Below are 20,699 nucleotides of genomic sequence, written 5' to 3'. Positions count from 1 at the left end.
TCTTAGGGCAGGATCGAGATGTGTTCGGATGCGTGGGAAGCCTGTTTTTAGCGGCTTTTCGCGGGTTCTTATGGTTCTGCTGGGGCTGATTATCAGTGAGGGGTTGCGGGGGCGAAACATCAATTTTAACATACCAGCTGTTAAATAATTTAATAGCATGGGCGGGCTAAACCATGGCCGAACAGCGTTTGCCACCGTTGAATGCGGTGCGGGCTTTTGATGCCGCGGCCCGCCTGGGCAGCTATGTCGAAGCGTCCAGGTCGCTGCATGTCACCCAGCCGGCCATCGGCCGTCATGTGAAGCTGCTGGAGGACTGGCTCGGCGTGCAGTTGTTCGAACGCACTTCGCGCGGGGTGATCCTGACCCCGGCGGGGGAGAAGTACCACCGCAAGATCGCCGCGGCCCTGCAGTTGATCATCGAGGCCGGGCGCGAAGCCCAGCCCAGGACCGCCGAGCGCTGGCTGCGGATCATGGTGGTGCCGGGGTTTGCCAAGCGCTGGCTGACCCCGCGCCTGGAGGCGCTGCGCCATGTGCGCCCGGGCCTGAAGTTCGCCATCGAACCGAATTCGACCTTCACCGAAGTCGACGCCAAGAGTGCCGACCTGGGGATCGCCTACGGCCTGGACGGGCAGTACCCCGAATCGCGGGTCAGCCTGATCTGCCCCCGGGTGTTCCCCATCTGCACCCCGGCCTACCTGGCCAGCATCGAGGCGATCCGCGAGCCGGCGGACCTGGCCCGCCACGCGCTGATCCACTTCGATGACGGCGAGTGGTGGAACCTGTGGTTCGCCGCCAATGGCCTGGATATCCACCTCACGTCCGACCTGATCTACGTGAACAACGACCACGCCCTGTCGGTGGCCGAAAGCGGCGGCGGCATTGCCCTGGCCAATGAAGTGCTGGTGCGCGAGGAGCTCAAGGCCGGCACCCTGGTGCGGGTGCTGGACGATCAGGTGAAGCTGGAAAGCTACCGCGTACTGACCCCGGACGCTGAATGGTCCGAGGATGTGGAATGGTTTATCCAATGGCTCAAGGCCGAGCTCGAGGCGGACTTCCCCGAGGCTCGGCTGAAGGCTTGAGGACCTTCGGCGTCAGGCCAGTTGGAAGCGCCCGGTGTTGACGCTCAGGGCCCGACTGCCCTGGTTCAGGCTGTCCGCGGCCAGGTTCACTGCCCGGGCCCCCTCTAGCAGGCGCACCGCCGCCTGATCCACGTGCTGGATGTTGCTGCTGACTTCATCGGCGGTGCAGGCCTGTTCTTCCACGGCGGTGGCGATCTGCGCCAGGGTGTCGCTGACCCCTTGCACTGCATCGGCGATCTCCACCAGGCGCAGGCCCAGGCCGGTCACCGACTGGGCGTCGCTCTGGGCCTGGCCGCAAGCGGCCTCCATCAGGCTTACCGCTTCATTCACCGTGCTGCGCAGGCTGTCCACGGTGGCGGCGATCTGCGCCGTGGACGACTGGGTGCGTTGCGACAGGCTGCGCACTTCGTCGGCGACCACGGCAAAGCCCCGGCCCTGCTCCCCGGCGCGCGCCGCTTCGATGGCGGCGTTCAGCGCCAGCAGGTTGGTCTGCTCGGCCACGCCGCGAATGGTGTCCACCACCAGCTGGATCTGCTGCCCTTGCTCGCTGACCCGGCCCAGGGCGGCCGCGGTGTCGTTCAGGCGCTGGTTGAGTTGCTGGATGCTGGCGGTGGTGCGCTGGCTGTCTTGGCTGCTGTCGCTGGCGATGCGTCGGGTCTGCTGGGCACTGTCGGAGGCCTGTTCGCAGCTCTGTGCGACCCCCTGGGACGTGGCGGCCAGTTGCGTGGCGGCGGCGGCAATCTGGCTGATCTGCTGTTGCTGGGCCTCGACTTCGCTCAGGGCGCCACTGGCGTGCTGGTTGAGGCTGCGCACCGCATCCCCCAGTTGCAGGGTTTCGTGATCCACCCCTTGCAGGCTGCCACGCAGTTGCACCACGGCCACGTTCAGCGCGGTGCTGATCAGCGCCAGCTCATCGCGGCCCTGTACCGGCACTTGCAGGCACAGATTGCCATCGCGCAGGGCTTCGGCCAGCAGGGTGATGCCGCTGGCGCTGCGGCGGATCGAGGCTTGCAGGCAGACGAACAGGTACAGCGCGGCGAGCACCAGGCAGCCCAGCACCGTGGCCACCAGGATCAGCTGGCGCAGGGCCGAACCCTGGTAGTGCTCCAGGCGACTGTCGAGGGCGCCGAGGGAGTCCTGGCGCAAGCTCGCCAGCTGGCCCAGCAGGGCGTCGAGGCCTTGTTCGAAGGGTTCCGGCTTGAGGTTGATGTTGCCGGCGAACAGGCCGTCGTCCAGCACTTTCAACTGTTCATCCAGCTGCTTCAGGCTGTCGTGATAGCGCCCGGCCCAGGCTTGCAGTTCGCTGGGCAGGCGGGCTTCCAGCAGGCTGCCGGTCTTGCTCAGTTGTTCTCGGGCATCGCCGATGCGGCTGCGCAAGTCCCGCAGTTGCAGACGGCTTTGCAGGGTGAACTGGCCCGATACCACCGAGGCTTGGCCAACCGCCGCCAGGCGCCCGACCCGCTCGATCAGGTCCGGGGCATGCTGGGTGGCAATTTGCGTCAACAGGTAGGTCTCCAGCCAGGGGGCCAGGGTCAGGCGGCTGTCCATGGCGATCTGCTCACGCAGCGCCTGCAGGGCGCCGAGGGCTGAAGTGAAGCGTTCGTAGCCGTCCGGCCACCAGCCGACACTGGCCAGGCTTTTCGAGTCCAGCCCTTGCAGGCTGCCTTGCAGCGCTCGGTAGCGAGCGAGGGTGTCGTCCTCGGCGCCGGCCTGGTGCAGGGCATTGCCCAATTCTTCGCTGGCCTGGAGCAGGCCGGGCTGGACCGCATCGAACGCCGCCACCGCGGCGAGGGTCGCCGGCGTCGGCTGGCGGTTGGTCTCGGTGGCGCGCCAGCGGGCGGCCCGATCACGCTGCGCGGTCAGCAGGTTGTCCAGGGTATCCAGGGCTTGCAGTTGGCGGATCCCGGAACGTTCGGTGGCCATCAGGCCAAGCCTGTCGCGGTAGTCCTGGCCGATCATCCACAGACTGCCCAGCAGCGGCAGGATGAACAGCAGAAACAACAGCTGGAATTTGCGAGCGAAGCCAAAACGCCCCAACAACGCCATGCCCGGTGCCAGAAATAGATGCATGCACTACTGCTCCTTTGGGCACCACGCACCATTGGCGTGCGGTCGAGGCGGCTGGCCCGGACCCTGTGCCCTCGTAAAATCGCCTCGGAAAGTGTGCAACCGGCGCCAGGATCCTGCCGGCGCTGTAGCGTTACTTCCCATTTTCGCCACCCTGGGTAAGGGCGTCGGGTTGGTGTGGCGGCAGGAGCAAGATTCAGACCATGGCGATGGGCTATCAGTCGGCTGGGCAAAGTCGTTAGCAAGCTAATGGGATGGCGCGAGCGCACTGAAAAATGGCACATTGGCGCACCTGCCCCTGTGCACCCACCCGTTGTACGGAAAATCCTATGGCTAGCAGCAACCCTCAGACCGTCGCAACGACGGCTTCTTCTGCTTCGCAAAGCAGCCCCCTGGTCCTGCGCATCATCGGTGCGGTGGCCCTGGCCCATTTGATCAACGACCTGATCCAGGCGGTGTTGCCGGCGATCTACCCGATGCTCAAGAGCAACTATGGCCTGAGCTTCACCCAGGTCGGCCTGATCACCCTGACCTTCCAGCTCACGGCCTCGCTGTTGCAGCCCTGGGTCGGCTTTTACACCGATCGGCGGCCGCTGCCGTTCCTGTTGCCGGCGGGCATGATCTGCACCCTGATCGGCATCCTGATGATGTCCCAGGTCGGCAGCTTTGCCCTGATCCTGCTGGCGGCCGCGTTGATCGGCATCGGCTCCTCGACCTTCCACCCGGAAGCCTCGCGGGTCGCCCGGCTGGCGTCCGGCGGACGCTACGGCCTGGCGCAGTCGAGCTTTCAGGTCGGCGGCAATGCCGGCACCGCGTTCGGCCCCTTGCTGGCCGCGGCGATCATCATTCCCTACGGCCAGGGCAATGTGGCCTGGTTCGGCCTGTTCGCGCTGTTTGCCCTGGTGGTGCTCTACGCCATCAGCCGCTGGTACGCCAACCACCTGCGCCTGCACAAGCTCAAGCAGGGGCAGGCAGCCACGCACGGCCTGTCGAGGAAGCGGGTGATCGGCGCCCTGGTGGTCCTCGGGCTGCTGGTGTTCTCCAAGTATTTCTACATGGCCAGTTTCACCAGCTACTTCACCTTCTACCTGATCGAGAAGTTCGACCTGTCGGTGGCCAGCTCGCAACTGCACCTGTTCCTGTTCCTTGGCGCGGTGGCGGCGGGGACCTTCTTCGGCGGGCCGATCGGCGACAAGATCGGGCGCAAGGCGGTGATCTGGTTCTCGATCCTCGGGGTGGCACCGTTCACCCTGTTGCTGCCCCATGTCGACCTGTTCTGGACCAGCGTCCTCAGCGTGGTGATCGGCTTCATCCTGGCCTCGGCGTTCTCCGCCATCGTGGTCTACGCCCAGGAACTGGTGCCGGGCAACGTCGGCATGATCGCCGGGGTGTTCTTCGGCCTGATGTTCGGTTTTGGCGGGATCGGCGCGGCGCTGCTGGGGCACCTGGCGGACCTCCATGGCATCGAGTACGTGTACTACCTGTGCTCGTTCCTGCCGCTGTTCGGGGTGTTGGCGATCTTCCTGCCGCGTACCCGCAAAGCCTGACGCGCGGTTGTTCGACGCGTAAAAAAAAACGCCCGGGGCCATGCTCCGGGCGTTTTCGTTTCAGCGCAGTGCTAGTTGAGGCGTCGCTGCCTGCGGCCTCAGTGCAGGCTTTTCAGGTAGGCAATCAGGTGCTGCCGGCTCTGTGGATCGGACTGGCCGGGAAACATCATGTTATTGCCCGGCACCAGGGTCGCCGGGTTGCTCAGCCAGCGCTCCAGGCTGGCGTCGTTCCATTGCAGGCCAGCGCCTTGCAGGGCGCTGGAATAGCTGAAGCCCGGGGCCTGGCCGCTGGCCCGGCCAAAGACTTGGTGCAGGCTGGGGCCCATCAGGTGTTTGCCGTTCTCGGTGCTGTGGCAAAAGCCGCATTGGGCACTGAACAGGGCCTTGCCGAGGACCGCGTCGCCGTCGGCCAGGGCCAGTGGCGCGGCCAGCAGCAGCGCCTGGGCTGCGAGCAGTGGGGTGTACTTCATGGGTTTTCCTGTGGTTCAAGGGGCCCCGTGGCGTGCTGCCGACGGGGCGTGTCAGCGACTTAGAAAGGGTTGGCCAGGTCGATCCCGGACTTGCCCGGGGCAAGGATGTTGTTCGGGTCCAGGGCGCGCTTGATGGCGTGCTCGACCTTGCGCTTGACCGGGCCGTAGCTCTGCGCCACCCGCTCCTGGAAGGCGGTGTTGACCCGGTACACGGCATAGCCTTGCTGTTCGAACGCATCCAGCAGTTCGGCGAAGCAGGCGTTGGCGCGGTGGGTTTCCTCCGGGTTGCTGCGGTCGTACAGCACGTCGATCACGTGGTGCATGTCGCGCCAGCCGACGATGAATTCGCCCACGTAGTCCAGGCCGTGCTTGTTGAGGATCCGCTTGGCCAGGGCCTGCTGCTTGTTGCACTCGCTGCCGCGGGCCTGGCTCACCGGCGCGAACCACATCGAGCCACCGCCGCCGCGCCAGTTGTACAGGCCGAATTCCTGCAGGTTGGGCACCCCGGACATCAGTTGCGAGCGGTACAGGAAGGGTTGGGTCGTGCCGGCTTCCTCCTGGGTGACGAGGCGTCCCTTGCCCAGGGCCTTGAGGGCCTGATTGACGATCTTCCAATTGACGTCCACCTGCTCCTGGGTGCCGTACAGGGCGGCGTAGACGTTCCAGGCACCGAGGTTCTTGTCCTTCTGGATCTGCTTGAGGATCGCCTCGGAGGTGGCGCCCGGCTCTTGGGTGTAGTCGGCGCGGCGGGTGTTGCAGGTGGCGGCCTCCCACAGCACGCCGGCGATCACCACCGAGTTGGGAATCACCTGGGCGATGCGCAGCGGGCGGATGAATTCGACGATCTCGGCGATGTCCGACTCGTTCTCGAACTTGATCTCGAACGGCTTGAACACCGGTGGCTTGGGCATTAGCCAGAAGCCCATCTTGGTGCAGATGCCGTAGTTGGCCTGGGTGAACATGCCGTCCAGGGTCGGGCCGTAGCCCCACTTGAATACTTGCCAGGCGTTGTCGCCTTTGACCCCGCCCATGCCGGTGCGATAGACGTCGCCGTTGGCCAGCACCACCTCCATGCCGCACTGCATGAGGAAGTGTTCGCCGTAGGGGGTGTAGCCGACGCCGCGGTCCATGGTGTTGCCCAGGGGACCGGCGATGGCCGAGGGCGCAGAGAAGGACAGCATCAGCGGCAGGTTGTGTTCCTGGATGTAGTCGTAGAGCTGCTGGTAGGTGACTCCGGGCTCCACCAGCGCGGTGCACAATTGCGGGTCGACGTGGAGGATCTTGTTCATTTTCTTCAGGTCGAGAATCACCTGGCCGCGCTGGCCGGGCGCTGCCGAGCCGTAGCCGAAGTTGCGGCCGGTGGAGATGGTCCAGACCGGAATCTTGTGCTCGTTGCAGATCTTCACCACCCCCTGCACCTGCTCGACGCTGGTGGCGGTGACGGCGGCCGAGGGCATGTGCTCGGCGGTGTCCACCGCCATCATGATCTTGGTGTAGGGCACCAGCTGGTCGTCCTTGACCAGCACGTTCTCGTCCCCCAGCAGGGCACGGAACTGGGCGATGGCCTGGTTGAAGCGGGCTGCATTCACGCCCCGGGGCAACAGTGGCTTCTGGGTTTGCTCAGTCATTGGATCAGCTCCTTCAAGCCTCAATCGAGAACGAAACGAAATGGCCGCTCAATGGCACGGCCCGGGGGCTGGCCAACGGCGCCTGGCCGAGACGGCCGCTGGCCAGTTCGGCCAGGCTGTAGCCCAGGGTGGCGGCCCATTGTTCGGCGCTGCGTGGGTCGCGAGCGCGGGCGCCGGCCTGGAACGCCGGCTGTGCCAGCAGGCGCTGCTCGCTGAGGCTGAAACCGGCGCCACAGGCGTTCAGTTGCAGGCCCAGTTGCAAGGCGCAGCCATGGGCGGCCGTGGTGCCCAGCAGTTGGTGGCGCGAGGTCCGCGCATCGCTGTGGTGCTGGCCGAGCCATTGCACTCGGGCTCCGGCGCTGCGGGCCTGGTCGAGCACCAGCGCGGCGCTGGCATCGTCCAGCAGGCCGATGATGCGTTGCCGCTGGCCACTGCCCAGGCGTTGTTGCAGCGCCTGGATCGACGCCAGGCTGGCCTCCCAGCGTTGCACGCTGACCTGGCGCGCCACCGAGCTGGCGTTGATTCCCTGGACGAAAGCCGAGTCGGCGACGGCGGGGCTGACCAGGGCCAGGGTGGGCAGGCGCCTGCCCGCGGACGGGCCCAGTACGCCGTTGGCCAGGCTCAGGCCCGGGCCGGTCACTGCGACGCTGGCCAGACCGCCCAGGGCCATGCCCTTGAGCAACGCGCGACGTTCAATGTTCATGGGCGTCTCCTCAGGGTTGGGCGGCCGTGGCCGGGGCTTTGGAGATGTAGTCGGCGACCTGCTGCAAGGCGTTGTCGTCGATGAACGACGCCGGGAAGGCCGGCATCGCGCGAAAGCCGTTGCGCACCACCGCGGTGATGTAGGGCGTTGGCAGTTGGCGTCCCTTGATCTGCGGGCCGACGTTCTTTTCGTGGCAGTGGCCGCAGACCTTGGCGTAGACGTTTTCACCGCTTTTCCAGACGCCGTCGCCATCGGCGGCGGCCGTTGTCGCCAGCACCGCCAGGGGCAGGCTCAGGCACAGGGCAAGGCTTCGTTTCACAGTTGGGCTGTCAAGGAGCGAGGACATTGCGTACTCCGTATTGTTATGGGGTGATTCGGTGGACAGGCGCCCTGTTCAGAACGGATAGGGGCGCGGTGTGTGTTGCAGGGTGATCCAGTGGTCGGTGGTGAATTCATCGATTGCCCAGTCGCCGTTGAAGCGGCCCAGGCCCGAGTTCTTTTCACCGCCAAAGGGCGCGTTGGGCTCGTCGTTGACGGGCATATCGTTGACGTGGCTCATGCCCGCGTGCAGGCGTTGGGCGAACTGCACGCCACGCTCCGGGTTGGCGCTGAACACCGCGCTGGACAGGCCGTATTCACTGGCATTGGCCAGCTCCAGGGCGTGCTCGGCATCCCGTGCGCTCTGGATGCCCACCAGGGGGCCGAAGATTTCTTCGCGGGCAATCTCCATGTCGGCGCGGACGTCGCCGAACACGTGAGGTGGCAGCACGTTGCCCGAAGCCGGGCCACCCACTAGCAAGGTCGCGCCTTCGCTCAGGGCCAGGCTGATCTTGTCTTGCAGACCGGCCAGCTGTTTGTGGTTGATCACCGGGCCGACCACCGTGGCCGGCAGATTCGGGTCGCCATGGGGCAGGGCCTTGACCCGTTCGACAAAGCGTTGGGTAAAGGCTTGCAGCACTGGCTGTTCGACGATGATGCGGTTGATCGCCATGCAGATCTGCCCCTGGTGCAGGAACTTGCCCACCACCGCGGCGTTCACCGCCTGTTCCAAGTCGGCATCGGCCAGGACCACGAACGGGCTGTTGCCCCCCAGTTCCAGGGCCACATGCTTGAGGTGCGCGCCGCCACTGGCGATGCGCCCGATGTTGCGGCCGACCTGGGTCGAGCCGGTGAAGGAAATGAACGCCGGCACCGGGTGCTCGACAAAGGCATCGCCGATTTCCGCCCCGGTGCCGACCACCACGCTGAGCACCCCGGCGGGCAGGCCGGCTTCCTCGAAGATCCGCGCCAGCAGCAGGCCGCCGGTCACCGGGGTGTCGCTGGCGGGCTTGATCACCACCGCGTTGCCCAGGGCCAGGGCCGGCGCCAGGGAGCGGGCGCTCAGGTGCAGGGGGAAGTTCCAGGGGCTGATCACCCCGATCACCCCCAGGGGCTTGCGGTAGACGCGGCTTTCCTTGCCGGGGACGTTGGAGGCGACGATCCGCCCGTGGACCCGGCTGGGCAGGCTGGCCGCTTCGACGATGATGGCGCGGGCCGCGCCCCATTCGATCTGCGCCTTGATCCGGGTACTGCCGGACTCGCGGACCAGCCAGCCGATGATTTCCTCGCGGCGCTCATCGAAGATCCGCGCGGCGTTGAGCAGCACTTGGCTGCGTTGGGCAGGCGCGCTGGCGGCCCATGGGGCCTGGGTCTGGCGGGCCTTGGTGTAGGCCTGGTCGAGGTCCTGGCGGTTGGCCAGGCTGATCTGCAGCAGGCATTGCTCGGTGAACGGGTCGAGGACGGCCAGCGCTTGGCCGCTGCTGCCGGCGCGCCATTGTCCGGCGATGGGCTGCAGTTCCAGGTGTTGATAGGCAGGTCGAGTCGCAGTCATGGGGTGCTCTCTTGTTCGTGGCCATGGCTCGGCTGTCAGCAATCAAGCCGATGGCGTTTGAGGGTAGGGATGGGGGCCCGCCAGGGCGGCGTTTCAGCCGAGACGGGCTGCGTTGCGCAATGGGCCGTGGCGCAGGCGTGAGGGGCAGGGCGGGGGAGGCGCGAGGAAGGCAGAAAGCATGGCAAGGTCACCTGTTGTCTTGTTATGGATGAGCGTCTGCCTGTGCATAACAACTATCGTGCCACGGTCGTTTTTCGTGAAAATATTGTTTTAAAACAATTAGTTAGATGATTGTCCAGGTTGCCGGGAGGGCCGTCGTGCGGGGCGCGCTGCGGAAATTTATGCAGAGAAGTCGCAAGGGCGTCGAAAGCTCGGCACTCCCGGGGCGCCTGCGGAAACTGTGCGGTTACCGGCCAGAATCTGCGCATCGCCTGCGGCCAGGAGGGACGGCGATTGACCCGGCAAAGCGCCGGGGCATACTGCAAGGCCCCTGAGCTGCCTGTTGATTGCCCATGACTCGTTCTCCTTCCAGCCAGCCCGGCCGTCCTGCGGATGAAGACTTCCTCAAGCAGATGCTGGGGCGGCAAAAGCGCCTGATCGTCGATCGCACCAGTCAATTCGAGGCCAGCGGCCTGCCTTCGGCCGAGCAACTGGCCGAGACCGTGGCCTTTGCCCCCCAGGACGGCAGCATCTGGCTGTGTGGACAGCGGATGATGCTGATGCAGGGGTCGGCGTTCGGCTCGATCCGTCGTGAATTGATCGAGGCCCTGGGCTTCGACAAGGCCCGTGGCCTGATCACGCGCATCGGCTGGCAGGCCGGGGCCCGGGACGCGGCCCAGGTCAGCGAGCAGTGGCCGGACGGCGATCACGCCAGCCTCTACAGCGCCGGGCCGCGTCTGCACATGCTCGAAGGCATGGTCAATGTCGAGGTGGTGCGCTTCGAGATCGACTCCAGCATCGGCCATTTCTATTCGGAGTTTCTCTGGCACAACTCCTTGGAAGACGACGAGCACATCGCCGCCTATGGCCTGGGCGGCGAGCCGGCGTGCTGGATGGAGATCGGCTATGCCAGTGGCTACGCCTCGTCGCTGCTGGGGCGGCTGGTGGTGTTTCGCGAGTTGGAATGCCGCTCGATGGGGCAGCCGGCCTGTCGGATTGTCGGCAAGCCGGCGCAGCTGTGGGAGGACATCGACGTCGACCTGATGTACCTCGATCCGGGGGATTTTCTCAGCCGCAGCGCCTATGCCTCGGGGGTACAGACCCAGGTCGCCGAGCTACCGGTATCGCCCGGCGAACAGCAATTGGTCGGCATCTCGGCGGCCTTTGTGGCCGCCAGCCAGTTGTTGCAGCGGGTGGCGCCGACCCAGGCCACGGTGCTGCTGACCGGAGAGTCGGGGGTGGGCAAGGAGTTGTTCGCGCGCAATCTGCATCAGGCCAGCCGCCGTCGGCAGCAGCCCCTGGTGGCGCTGAACTGCGCGACCCTGCCGGAAAACCTGGTGGAGGCCGAGCTGTTCGGCGTCGAGCGGGGGGCCTTTACCGGCGCCGACCGTTCGCGGCCGGGGCGCTTCGAGCGGGCGCATGGCGGCACCCTGTTTCTTGATGAGATCGCCACCCTCAGCCTTTCGGCCCAGAGCAAGATCCTGCGGGCCTTGCAGGAAGGCGAGATCGAGCGGGTGGGGGGCAGCGAGCCGCTGCGGGTGGATGTGCGAGTGATCGCGGCGACCAACCTCGACCTGCGGCGCGAAGTGGAGGCCGGGCGCTTTCGTGAGGACCTGTTCTATCGCTTGAATGTGTTTCCCATTCATCTGCCGCCCCTGCGCGAGCGCCGTGAAGACATTCCCCTGCTGCTGAGTTACTTCCTGCACCGCTTCAGCCAGCGCCACGGGCGTCAGCCGGCGGGTTGCAGCACGCGCTTGGTGAATGCGCTGCTGACCTACCGCTTCCCCGGCAATATCCGCGAGTTGCAGAACCTCATCGAGCGCGGCGTGATTGCCGCCGGCGACGGTGAAATCATCGATGTGGTGCACCTGAGCGAAGCGGGAACGCCCCTGGCGGGGGTTGCCATTGGCTTGAACGCCGACGGGCGCCTGTCACCACCGACGCTGCGTGAACCAGCGCCCTCTTCAGCGGCGGCCAGCTCGGCTGAGGCGCCGCTCGAGGAGCCGGAGCTGGCCAGCCTGCAGGCCTTTCTCTCCGGCCGGGCGCCGGCTTTGAGCACCTCGCTGGAAGAGATCGAATTGCGCCTGGTGCATCTGGCCCTGGAGCGCTCCGGGGGCAACATCACCGCGGCGGCGCAGATGCTCGGCATGAGTCGGGCTCAGGTCAGCTATCGCCTCAAGGGCCGTTGAACCGGCCCGCTGCTGCGTTTCGGCAACAGCGGGCGCGGCGTTCGGCGGTGCAGGGGGCGTTGATTCAACGGGGGTTGATTCAGCGTCTGTCGATTCAGAGCGCGGTGGTGAATTTCAGCCAGTAGGTCTGACCCTCGGCGCGGTTGCGCACCGCCGATTCGTCCTGCCATTTGGCGCTCAACGACCAGCCGCTCTTGCTGCGAAATTGCACCGCCGGGCCGATGGAGAACGAGCGTCCGCGATTGCCATCACTGGCTTGCACCTGGGCCGCGGCGGCGCAATCGGTGACGCTGCACTTGTCGTCGCTGATCTGCTGATAGGCGTGCCCGCCGACGCCGATCACCCAGCCGTTGCCCAGCCCCCAGCCGAGACTGTAGTCGGCGTGCAGCTCGCGTCCGGACTGATAGTGGGTGGCGCGGTTTTCGAAGTTGTAGTCGTGCATCAGGCGCACATCGGCGTTGAAACCCTGCGGATCGGTGTAGGTCATGGCATACACCGCTTGCACGGTGTAGTAGTGGTTGCCCAGGTTGATCAGGTCGTCCTTGTCGTATTCGCCGCCGCTGGGCAACACGAAATCGACCCCCAGGGCACTGTGGAACTTGTCGCTGTGATGAAAGCCCAGCACCGGGCCGAGGTGGGCGTCGCCTATCCCGCGCTTGTGATCGTGGGGGCCGTTCTTGATGTTCAGGCGCATGTCGTTGAGGGGCAGCAGGGCGTGGAAACCGAGATTGCCCCCCAGCACTTCTTGCTCGGTCACCCAGACAAAACGTGGCACCACGCTGGTGACGCGCAAGTCGATGCTGGCCGCGCGGTGACCCGCGTTGTCCCGCAGGCTGTCGGCCAGGTAGTTGCCGACGAAGACCTGGGCATAGGTGCCGGGCGGCGGCAGGATGCCCATGCCGTAGAGTTCGATGCCCATGGGCCAGGAGGACACGCCGCCTTCGCTGGCTTGCACCCATGAGGTGTGGGCGCCAAACAGCAGGCTGGAGGTGAGTGCAAGAACGCGCAGGCGCGAGGAGGTCTGATGCATGAGAAGGTCTGCCTTATTGTTATGGGAGCGCTGGCAGGAGGAGGGCTCCTGAGGCGCTGGCAGAGCGTCTCAACTAGCGTGCCAATTCTTTTATTTTTAATTTATCGTTTTAAATCAATCACATATAAGAATTCGCGACGGTATTGGCGAGGGCCGTCGGCGGCGTGTGGCGAGATTTGTTAAGAGAAATCGGCGAGCTGCACAAAACTCGCGTCGGCTCAGCGGCTGCCGGGGGCTTGCCCGGCACTCTGGCGAAAGGCATTGGGCGACTGGCCGCTGAGGCGCTTGAAGAAGCGCGAGAAGTAGGTCGGGTCGCTGAACCCCAGGTTGTCCGACAGCTGGCTGATGCTGATGTTGGTGTAGATCAGCCCGCGCTTGGCTTCCAGCATCAGGCGCTGGTGGAGCATCTGCAGCGCGCTCTGCCCGGCCAGTTCCCGGCACAGGGTGTTGAGGTGCACGCTGGACAGGCCGATGCGATGGGCCAGGGATTCCACCGTGGGGTGTTCCTGATAGTGGCGCTCCACCAGCTTGATGAAATGCCCCAACAACTGCTGATTGCGCTCGCCGCGGTTGCTCGGCGGGGTGTTCTGCTGGCCACGGCGACTGATCCACACCACCAGCACGTTGACCAGCGAATGCAGCAACAGGTCGCGGGCCGCGGCGCTGCCTTCGTATTCATCCATCAGCGCCTTGAACAGGGTGTTGAGGCTGTGGCGGTCACGGCCCACCGGGTAGCAGGCGCAAGACGCGAGTACGGCCAGGGGCGCGCCCAGTTGCGCTTCCAGTTGGGCCACTAGAGGCGCGCCCAGGGTCAGCACGTAACCCTGGATGTTTTCCGAGAACTGAAAGCCGTGGACCATCAGCGGCGGCACCACCTGGATCGATGCTTCGCGCACGTCCTGGCGCCGTCCCTCGACTTCCACCAGGGCCTGGCCGCGCTGCACATAGAGCAACTGGTAGAGGTCGGCGTGACGGTGCGGCTTGATCTCCCAATGGTGCAGGCTGCTGCGCTTGGGGATGGATTCGCAGTGCAGCAGGTCCGGGGTCGGCCAGGCCTGGTTTTCCCCATAGAGCTTGAACACCGGGATGCTGGAGCGGCTGGCTTTCATCGGAGGCGACCTGTCGCGACGGGGTGGCTGGAGTGCTCGATAATCGAACGCTGTTTGCAAAAGTGCATTTTTACGTTGGTTTATCACCATTTACTGCGATTTTTGTCGGCAAAAATGCAGGGGTACAACAATAACCATAAATTCCGGATTTCGCCTGCACGGTGACTGGAATGCCCTTGAGAGACGACAACAATGAAAACTCAGGTTGCGATTATCGGCGCTGGACCTTCCGGCCTTCTGCTGGGCCAACTGCTGCACAAGGCCGGCATCGACACGGTGATTGTCGAGCGCCAGACCCCGGATTACGTGCTCGGCCGCATCCGCGCCGGGGTGCTCGAACAGGGCACCGTGGACATGCTGCGTGAGGCCGGTGTGGCCCAGCGCATGGACGCCGAAGGCCTGGTCCACGAAGGGGTGGAACTGTTAATGGGCGGCAAGCGCGTGCGCATCGACCTCAAGGCCCTGACCGGTGGCAAGACGGTGATGGTCTACGGCCAGACCGAAGTCACCCGTGACCTGATGGAGGCCCGCGCTGCCTGCGGGGCGCCGATCATCTACTCCGCGGACAAGGTGCAGCCCCATGACATGAAGGGCGCACAGCCCTACCTCACCTACGAAAAGGACGGCCAGCAGCACCGCATCGATTGCGACTACATCGCCGGCTGCGACGGTTTTCATGGCGTGGCGCGCAAGAGCATTCCCGAGCAGGTGCTGACTCACTACGAGCGCGAGTACCCCTTCGGCTGGCTGGGCCTGTTGTCCGATACGCCGCCGGTCAACCACGAGCTGATCTACGGCCAGCATGAGCGCGGCTTTGTGCTCTGCAGCCAGCGCTCCCTGACCCGCAGCCGTTACTACCTGCAGGTGCCGCTGAGCGACAAGGTCGAGGACTGGTCCGACGAACGCTTCTGGAACGAGCTCAAGGCCCGTCTGCCGACGGAGGTGGCGGCGGATCTGGTGACCGGGCCGGCGCTGGAGAAAAGCATCGCGCCGCTGCGCAGCTACGTGGTGGAGCCGATGCAGTACGGCAAGCTGTTCCTGGTCGGTGATGCCGCGCACATTGTCCCGCCCACTGGCGCCAAGGGCCTGAACCTGGCGGCCTCCGACGTGTGCTACCTGTACCGGATCCTGGTCAAGGTCTACCGCGAAGGGCGTACCGAACTGCTGGACAAGTACTCCGAGCTGGCCTTGCGCCGGGTGTGGAAGGGCGAGCGTTTCAGCTGGTTCATGACCAACCTGCTGCACGATTTCGGCGAGCAGCAGGACGCCTGGGACCACAAGATGCAGGAGGCCGATCGCGAGTATTTCCTCAATTCCCACGCGGGCCTGGTGAACATTGCCGAGAACTATGTGGGCCTGCCTTACGAAGACGTCTGCTGAGCCTTCGGCGGTATCGGCATCGGCCTTGTCATCGCTCGCGAAAGGGGGTGGTGGCGGGGCCGTGTTTGCACAGGGGCATGGGCCGAAAGGTATCGGTCGAGAAACATTCCTATTTCTAAATGATATTTATTAGCATTACACTTCGATCCCCTCTCCCTTGATGCACCACCAAGGTGCATTGAATCGACAAGGATCGTTTGTCATGAAAGTCAGCTCCTGCCTGTTCCATTCGCTTCTGCTCAGCGCCGGTGTCGGCCTGTTGCCTCCGCTGGCGCAGGCCGGCGCGACGCCAGAAGAGACCAAGCCGGCGCCGTTGGAACTGGACACTGCGTTTGTCACCGCTACCGGTGGCGCCACGGACCTCAAGGATGCTCCGGCCAGCGTCAGCGTCATTACCCGTGAGGAAATCGAGCGCCAGCCGGTCTACGACCTCAACACCCTGCTGCGCCGGGTGCCGGGTGTGACCGGTGGTTTCGGCCCGGTGGGCGAGCAGTCGAAGATCAAGCTGCGGGGCCTGGACGACAAGTACACGCTGATTCTGGTGGACGGCAAACGGGTCGGCAGCTCCGCCGACCTGAGTTATCGCCGCGACCTGGCGCGCCAGGACCTGAACTGGATCTCGCCGAACATGATCGAGCGCATCGAGATCGTGCGGGGGCCGATGTCATCGTTGTATGGCTCGGACGCCATGGGCGGGGTGATCAACATCATCACGCGCAAGGTCTCGCGCACCTGGACCGGTTCGGCCAGCACCAACATCACCGTGCCCAAGGACTCCGACCGGGGCCAGACCACCCAGTACAGCGTGAATGCGGCGGGCCCGTTGACCGAGTCCCTGGGCCTGCGCCTGGGCGCCAACGTGACGCGGCGGGCGGCGGATGAGGTCGCGGCGCGGCGCGATGCCCAGGGCGATTTCATGTACGACGACGGCGCCGGCGGCTCCAAGGACCAGAGCGTCAATGCCCTGCTGGACTGGCAGATCAACGAAGCGCAGAGCCTGTCCTTCGAGGCGGTGCATGGCGTTGAGCATGCCTGGTCATCGAAGAAGACCTTTGGTGATTGGGACGAAACCATTGGTGGCGCCTTCGGCCCCAGCCGCCTGACCCGCGACAGCTACATCCTGTCCCACAGCGGCGACTGGAGTTTCGGCACCTCCAAGCTCGATGCCTACCTGAACAAGTACCGCAACGACCTGGACGTGGGTAAGGCCAACTCCGAAGAAAAGATCGTCGAAGGCAGCCTCAACATGCCCTTCGAACTGCTGGTGGACCAGCGCCTGACGCTGGGCGGGCAATGGAAGCGTGAGGAACTGACCAACACCAACACCCTTGGTACCGTGCCCGTGGATTACCAGGGCACGCCGGTCAATGGCTCGACCTTGAAGGGCGATTATTCGGCGGCCTTTATCGAGGATGAACTGTTCCTGCTGGACAACCTGTCCCTGACCCTGGGCAACCGTTTCGACCACAGCGACAAGTACGGCAACCACAACAGTCCGCGGGCTTACGTGGTCTATCACCCGCATCCGGACTGGACCGTGCGCGGCGGTGTGTCCAAGGGCTTTCGTGCGCCGAGCCTGAAGGAAGGCAGTGCAGGTGCGGCGACCGAGTCCGGAGGCCGTGGTTGTGGTTCGTTGCGTCCGTTGGGTTATGGCGGCGGCAGTTGCTGGATGGCGGGCAACCCGAACCTGACACCGGAAACCAGCACCAACAAGGAAATCGGCCTGTCGTTCGATCATGACGGCTGGGAGGCCGGCCTGACCTACTTCCACACCGACTTCACCGACAAGATCGAATACGGCCCGCTGGGCCAGTACCAGGGCCGCTGGTGGACCATGCTGGAAAACGTCGACAAGGCCCGCACCCGTGGCTGGGAAGGCACCGCCCGGGTGCCGCTGGGGGATTCCGTGACGTGGCGCACCAACGCCACCTACATGCTGGAAAGCCGGAACCTGAGCACCGGCGAAGATCTGATCAGCTCGCCCAAGCTGTCGGCATTCAGCGCGCTGGACTGGCAGATCAACGACCGTTTGAGCACCGAACTGTCGGCGCAGCACGTTGGCAAGCAGCGGGGTTTGGGCAATGACTTCGTGCAGTCCTACACCACCTACGACCTGACGGCGAATCTGGCGGTGACCCAGTGGCTGACCCTGAACGGCGGGGTACAGAACCTGATGGACAAGGACCTGCGGGACGGATCGACCAACTTCTACGTGCCTGGACGGGCGTTCTTCGCGGGGGCGACCACTTACTTCTAGGCCGCTGGATGGGGCAGGGGAGTCAGCCCCATTGCCGGGCAATGGGGCTGAAGGGTGGGCAGGTTAATCCGCACGTCGAGGCTGCAAGGGCCGTGACTGAAGGGATGCCTGCGCGGGAATCAGCAATATGGCCACCCGCGAATACATTTAGATGCCGGCTACTCTTTTTCAGGTCTTGATGCGTGGTTTGCCAGCCGTCCGGCGGATCAGTCACCCAGAGAGCGAATCACGGACTGTCAAATCATCAAGGCTCAATTGCTTTAGTGGACGTATACCGCTCGCCCGTGTCACCCAACTTCGAACGCATTTGAACCACGCCGGACTCTTTGTTCCCGCAGGCGGCGTATGCCATCGGCCGCCCCGCAAGAAAAAAACAAGAGTGACTGGAATCGCGCATTTTTAAACATTTTCAATCATTTTCATTGTTTAACCATATATAGAGTGGTTGCTTGCATGGCGAACTATTTGCGCCAGGTCGAATCAGCAATCGACTGTTCCTGCTATCGACGAAGTTGTTTTTAGTTGAATAAAACTGGAGAACTAATATGTCCGTCAATCTTGTCATCAGCTTCAATGTCAAAGAAGAAAAGCTGCAATCGTTCAAGGACATCATGAACGACGTTAAGCTCAATCTGCCGAAGGTGGACGGTTGCCAAACAGTCAGGATCCTCAACCACTTGGAAGATCCACTCGCGTTCACGCTGGTGGAAGCCTGGGATTCGCGGGAAGTGCACGGCGCCCACGTCGAGCAGATGATCTCGAGCGGTCAGTGGAGCCTTATCGTCGAGCATCTGAGCAGTGCGCCGGTCAGCGGTTACTTCAGCGAAGTTTGATGGCGTAACGTCAGCGGCAGGGCGTGTGCGACGACTCCGGCGCCATCTTGGGCAGGCATGCGCTACTGGCTGTTATGTGTTTTCTGCTATTTTCCCCAACTCCTGTTCCGTCCCGAACGTCCTGGCCGTTTGGACAGCAGTATGTCGCGCTGCTGGATAGCGCCCTGTGCAAATGGGGCGGCCCATTTGTTGAGAAACCATAGCAATGACACTCGAAGTAGTACCGGCGGCGCTTTATTCGATGCGCAACGTAAAGCCGATCCTCGCTGACGGTCGTTCGTCCATCCTGCATAAAACCCTTGAAACGAACCTGGAAAACAAGGCGATCTATATCGCCACGCCGTTGATCGTCTATATAAAGCAGGGCAAGCAGATTATTCGCGACTATGACGCCATGGCCCATGTCGTCGACGAGAATCATCTGATATTCCTCTCCAAAGGTGTTTACACGGTATCGGACTACGTTACCGGCAACGATATCTTCGAGGCGCTGCTGTTGTTTTTTGACGACAAGCTGATCGCCAAATACCTGTCGAGCGCGGCCGGTGCAGGCAACTTGCACGCCGACGGCCTGCAGAAAAGCGTGCACGGCACTTATACCCTGCACGCTAACGAACAGATTCGGCGTTATATCGACTCTCTGAACTATGTCTACAAGGGCGCGGAGGGTTCCGACGCGTTGCTGGAGTTGAAACTGCTCGAACTACTGCACCTGATCGCTATCCGGGACAAGTCCTTGCGTTTCCTGCGTGAGCTGTCCTGCGGCGGCAGCCATAAGCGCCGGCCGATCACCGACTTCATGGAGCAGTACTATTCCCACAAGCTGAAGATTGAAGACTATGCCCTGCTGACTGGACGCAGCGTGTCGACCTTTATTCGCGACTTCAGGCGCAGCTACGACACCACCCCGAACCGCTGGATCATCGAAAGAAAACTCGATATCGCGCATCAACTGCTGACGGCTAGAGATTATTCCGTCACCGACGCGGCTGTGGAGGTGGGATATGAAAATACCTCCCACTTCATCAAGGCCTACAAGCAACGCTACGGTGTCACGCCGAAGAAAGCCAAGACCTACGCGGCGCAACTGTAGCCCGACAAGGCCCAAGCCCCCCAAAACGCATGCACCTGCGCAGTCGTCTGTTGCGTAGGGGGCAGGAGCCTCATGCACGCTGTAGAAACGAAGAAGCCCCGAAAATCGGGGCTCCCACGGGGTTTTCAGGCGTCTGAGGCAATCCGCAGACATCTCCTGAAAGGCTATCCAGGTTTTACACGTTGAAGCGGAAGTGCATCACGTCGCCATCCTTGACGATGTATTCCTTGCCTTCCAGGCGCCATTTACCAGCTTCCTTGGCACCGGCTTCACCCTTGAACTGGATGAAGTCGTTGTAGGCGATGACTTCGGCGCGGATGAAGCCTTTCTCGAAGTCGGTGTGGATCACGGCGGCCGCTTGTGGCGCGGTGGCACCGACACGCACGGTCCAGGCGCGAACTTCCTTCACCCCGGCGGTGAAGTAGGTCTGCAGGTTGAGCATTTCGTAGCCAGCGCGGATCACTCGGTTCAGGCCAGGCTCTTCCAGGCCCAGGGCCTCGAGGAACATGTCCTTTTCTTCGCCGTCTTCAAGCTCGGCGATTTCCGCTTCGATCTTGTTGCACACCGGCACCACCATGGCGCCTTCTTCTTCGGCGATGGCCTTGACCACGTCCAGCAGCGGGTTGTTCTCGAAGCCGTCTTCGGCAACGTTGGCGATGTACATCACCGGCTTGGTGGTCAGCAGGTGGAAGCCGCGGATGATCAGCTTCTCATCGCTGCTCATGTCCTTCATCAGGCTGCGGGCCGGCTTGCCTTCGGTGAAGTGGGCGATCAGTTGCTCCAGCAGGGCTTTCTGGGCCACGGCATCCTTGTCGCCGCCCTTGGCATTGCGAGCGACTTTCTGCAGCTGTTTCTCGCAGCTGTCGAGGTCGGCGAAGATCAGCTCCAGGTCGATGATCTCGATGTCGCGCTTGGGGTCGACGCTGTTGGACACGTGGATCACGTTGTCGTCTTCGAAGCAGCGGACCACGTGGGCAATGGCATCGGTTTCGCGGATGTTGGCCAGGAACTTGTTACCCAGGCCTTCACCTTTCGAGGCACCGGCCACCAGGCCGGCGATGTCGACGAACTCCATGGTGGTCGGCAGCACGCGCTCCGGCACGACGATCGCCGCCAGGGCGTCCAGGCGCGGATCGGGCATCGGCACGATACCGCTGTTGGGCTCGATGGTGCAGAAGGGGAAGTTCTCGGCCGCGATCCCGGACTTGGTCAGGGCGTTGAACAGGGTGGACTTGCCGACGTTAGGCAGGCCGACGATGCCGCAATTGAATCCCATGGTGTATTC

Annotated in this window: 16 protein-coding genes; 7 read left to right on the top strand and 9 right to left on the bottom strand. The window is 63.6% G+C overall.

The window, feature by feature from the left end; translation table 11 throughout:
- Window positions 1-173: 173 nt before the first annotated feature.
- Window positions 174-1,079 (top strand): LysR substrate-binding domain-containing protein, encoded by a 906-nt coding sequence (locus POS17_RS25375; RefSeq protein WP_060841045.1) that lies wholly within the window; start codon window positions 174-176, stop codon window positions 1,077-1,079.
- Window positions 1,080-1,091: 12 nt separating this feature from the next.
- On the opposite strand, the gene POS17_RS25370 is transcribed toward POS17_RS25375, so the two are convergent.
- Window positions 1,092-3,149, bottom strand: coding sequence for a methyl-accepting chemotaxis protein (locus POS17_RS25370; RefSeq protein WP_060841044.1), 2,058 nt, complete (start codon window positions 3,147-3,149; stop codon window positions 1,092-1,094).
- A gap of 326 nt (window positions 3,150-3,475) precedes the next feature.
- Between POS17_RS25370 and POS17_RS25365 the strand changes: the two genes are divergently transcribed.
- Window positions 3,476-4,693, top strand: coding sequence for an MFS transporter (locus POS17_RS25365; RefSeq protein ID WP_060841043.1), 1,218 nt, complete (start codon window positions 3,476-3,478; stop codon window positions 4,691-4,693).
- A gap of 98 nt (window positions 4,694-4,791) precedes the next feature.
- Here POS17_RS25365 and POS17_RS25360 read toward each other — a convergent pair whose 3' ends face one another.
- Genes POS17_RS25360 through POS17_RS25340 form a run of 5 tightly spaced genes read right to left on the bottom strand, consistent with a single transcriptional unit; the run spans window position 4,792 to window position 9,364 of the window.
- On the bottom strand, window positions 4,792-5,163 hold the full coding sequence (locus POS17_RS25360; protein WP_060841042.1) for a c-type cytochrome: 372 nt from the start codon (window positions 5,161-5,163) through the stop codon (window positions 4,792-4,794).
- 59 nt (window positions 5,164-5,222) lie between these two features.
- Window positions 5,223-6,791 carry an FAD-binding oxidoreductase gene (locus POS17_RS25355; RefSeq protein WP_060841041.1) on the bottom strand — a complete coding sequence of 523 codons (1,569 nt, stop codon included), beginning with the start codon at window positions 6,789-6,791 and terminating at the stop codon, window positions 5,223-5,225.
- 13 nt (window positions 6,792-6,804) lie between these two features.
- Window positions 6,805-7,494: a hypothetical protein gene (locus POS17_RS25350; protein WP_060841040.1), complete on the bottom strand. Its 690-nt coding sequence runs from the start codon at window positions 7,492-7,494 to the stop codon at window positions 6,805-6,807.
- Window positions 7,495-7,504: 10 nt separating this feature from the next.
- On the bottom strand, window positions 7,505-7,840 hold the full coding sequence (locus tag POS17_RS25345) for a c-type cytochrome (RefSeq protein WP_060841039.1): 336 nt from the start codon (window positions 7,838-7,840) through the stop codon (window positions 7,505-7,507).
- 48 nt (window positions 7,841-7,888) lie between these two features.
- Window positions 7,889-9,364 (bottom strand): aldehyde dehydrogenase family protein, encoded by a 1,476-nt coding sequence (locus POS17_RS25340; RefSeq protein ID WP_060841038.1) that lies wholly within the window; start codon window positions 9,362-9,364, stop codon window positions 7,889-7,891.
- A 512-nt stretch (window positions 9,365-9,876) separates the two neighbouring features.
- Between POS17_RS25340 and POS17_RS25335 the strand changes: the two genes are divergently transcribed.
- Entirely contained in the window at window positions 9,877-11,712 is a 1,836-nt protein-coding gene (locus POS17_RS25335) for a sigma-54-dependent Fis family transcriptional regulator (protein ID WP_060841037.1), read from the top strand.
- Between the two features lie 94 nt (window positions 11,713-11,806).
- On the opposite strand, the gene POS17_RS25330 is transcribed toward POS17_RS25335, so the two are convergent.
- Entirely contained in the window at window positions 11,807-12,742 is a 936-nt protein-coding gene (locus POS17_RS25330) for a SphA family protein (protein WP_060841036.1), read from the bottom strand.
- Window positions 12,743-12,960: 218 nt separating this feature from the next.
- A complete protein-coding gene (locus tag POS17_RS25325; protein WP_060841035.1) occupies window positions 12,961-13,851 on the bottom strand; it encodes a helix-turn-helix domain-containing protein in 891 nt (296 codons plus the stop codon).
- Window positions 13,852-14,043: 192 nt separating this feature from the next.
- On the opposite strand from POS17_RS25325, the gene pobA reads away from it, so the two are divergent.
- The 4 genes from pobA (at window position 14,044) to POS17_RS25305 (ending at window position 19,414) form a co-directional block, all read left to right on the top strand.
- Window positions 14,044-15,231 carry a 4-hydroxybenzoate 3-monooxygenase gene (gene pobA, locus POS17_RS25320; RefSeq protein ID WP_060841034.1) on the top strand — a complete coding sequence of 396 codons (1,188 nt, stop codon included), beginning with the start codon at window positions 14,044-14,046 and terminating at the stop codon, window positions 15,229-15,231.
- Between the two features lie 202 nt (window positions 15,232-15,433).
- A complete protein-coding gene (locus POS17_RS25315) occupies window positions 15,434-17,488 on the top strand; it encodes a TonB-dependent receptor domain-containing protein (RefSeq protein ID WP_060841033.1) in 2,055 nt (684 codons plus the stop codon).
- A gap of 545 nt (window positions 17,489-18,033) precedes the next feature.
- Complete coding sequence (locus POS17_RS25310; protein WP_060841032.1) at window positions 18,034-18,321, top strand: putative quinol monooxygenase; 288 nt, start codon at window positions 18,034-18,036, stop codon at window positions 18,319-18,321.
- A 205-nt stretch (window positions 18,322-18,526) separates the two neighbouring features.
- On the top strand, window positions 18,527-19,414 hold the full coding sequence (locus tag POS17_RS25305) for a helix-turn-helix transcriptional regulator (RefSeq protein ID WP_060841031.1): 888 nt from the start codon (window positions 18,527-18,529) through the stop codon (window positions 19,412-19,414).
- A gap of 175 nt (window positions 19,415-19,589) precedes the next feature.
- Here the strand turns inward: POS17_RS25305 and ychF are convergent, their stop codons facing one another.
- Window positions 19,590-20,690, bottom strand: coding sequence for a redox-regulated ATPase YchF (gene ychF, locus POS17_RS25300; RefSeq protein WP_016967414.1), 1,101 nt, complete (start codon window positions 20,688-20,690; stop codon window positions 19,590-19,592).
- Window positions 20,691-20,699: the final 9 nt, after the last annotated feature.

Origin of the sequence: Pseudomonas sp. Os17 (assembly GCF_001547895.1) — a bacterium.
Lineage (GTDB): Bacteria > Pseudomonadota > Gammaproteobacteria > Pseudomonadales > Pseudomonadaceae > Aquipseudomonas.
Note: the sequence above shows the minus strand (reverse complement) of the source record. Positions and strands in the feature narration are given on the sequence as shown.

Excerpts from the sequence above, each read along its gene's own strand:
- POS17_RS25345 (WP_060841039.1), bottom strand. The coding sequence starts at position 7,840 with ATGTCCTCGCTCCTTGACAGCCCAACTGTGAAACGAAGCCTTGCCCTG.
- POS17_RS25375 (WP_060841045.1), top strand. The coding sequence starts at position 174 with ATGGCCGAACAGCGTTTGCCACCGTTGAATGCGGTGCGGGCTTTTGAT.
- POS17_RS25355 (WP_060841041.1), bottom strand. The coding sequence starts at position 6,791 with ATGACTGAGCAAACCCAGAAGCCACTGTTGCCCCGGGGCGTGAATGCA.
- POS17_RS25365 (WP_060841043.1), top strand. The coding sequence starts at position 3,476 with ATGGCTAGCAGCAACCCTCAGACCGTCGCAACGACGGCTTCTTCTGCT.
- POS17_RS25305 (WP_060841031.1), top strand. The coding sequence starts at position 18,527 with ATGACACTCGAAGTAGTACCGGCGGCGCTTTATTCGATGCGCAACGTA.
- POS17_RS25360 (WP_060841042.1), bottom strand. The coding sequence starts at position 5,163 with ATGAAGTACACCCCACTGCTCGCAGCCCAGGCGCTGCTGCTGGCCGCG.
- ychF (WP_016967414.1), bottom strand. The coding sequence starts at position 20,690 with ATGGGATTCAATTGCGGCATCGTCGGCCTGCCTAACGTCGGCAAGTCC.
- POS17_RS25325 (WP_060841035.1), bottom strand. The coding sequence starts at position 13,851 with ATGAAAGCCAGCCGCTCCAGCATCCCGGTGTTCAAGCTCTATGGGGAA.
- POS17_RS25335 (WP_060841037.1), top strand. The coding sequence starts at position 9,877 with ATGACTCGTTCTCCTTCCAGCCAGCCCGGCCGTCCTGCGGATGAAGAC.
- POS17_RS25310 (WP_060841032.1), top strand. The coding sequence starts at position 18,034 with ATGTCCGTCAATCTTGTCATCAGCTTCAATGTCAAAGAAGAAAAGCTG.
- POS17_RS25330 (WP_060841036.1), bottom strand. The coding sequence starts at position 12,742 with ATGCATCAGACCTCCTCGCGCCTGCGCGTTCTTGCACTCACCTCCAGC.
- POS17_RS25315 (WP_060841033.1), top strand. The coding sequence starts at position 15,434 with ATGAAAGTCAGCTCCTGCCTGTTCCATTCGCTTCTGCTCAGCGCCGGT.
- POS17_RS25370 (WP_060841044.1), bottom strand. The coding sequence starts at position 3,149 with ATGCATCTATTTCTGGCACCGGGCATGGCGTTGTTGGGGCGTTTTGGC.
- pobA (WP_060841034.1), top strand. The coding sequence starts at position 14,044 with ATGAAAACTCAGGTTGCGATTATCGGCGCTGGACCTTCCGGCCTTCTG.
- POS17_RS25350 (WP_060841040.1), bottom strand. The coding sequence starts at position 7,494 with ATGAACATTGAACGTCGCGCGTTGCTCAAGGGCATGGCCCTGGGCGGT.
- POS17_RS25340 (WP_060841038.1), bottom strand. The coding sequence starts at position 9,364 with ATGACTGCGACTCGACCTGCCTATCAACACCTGGAACTGCAGCCCATC.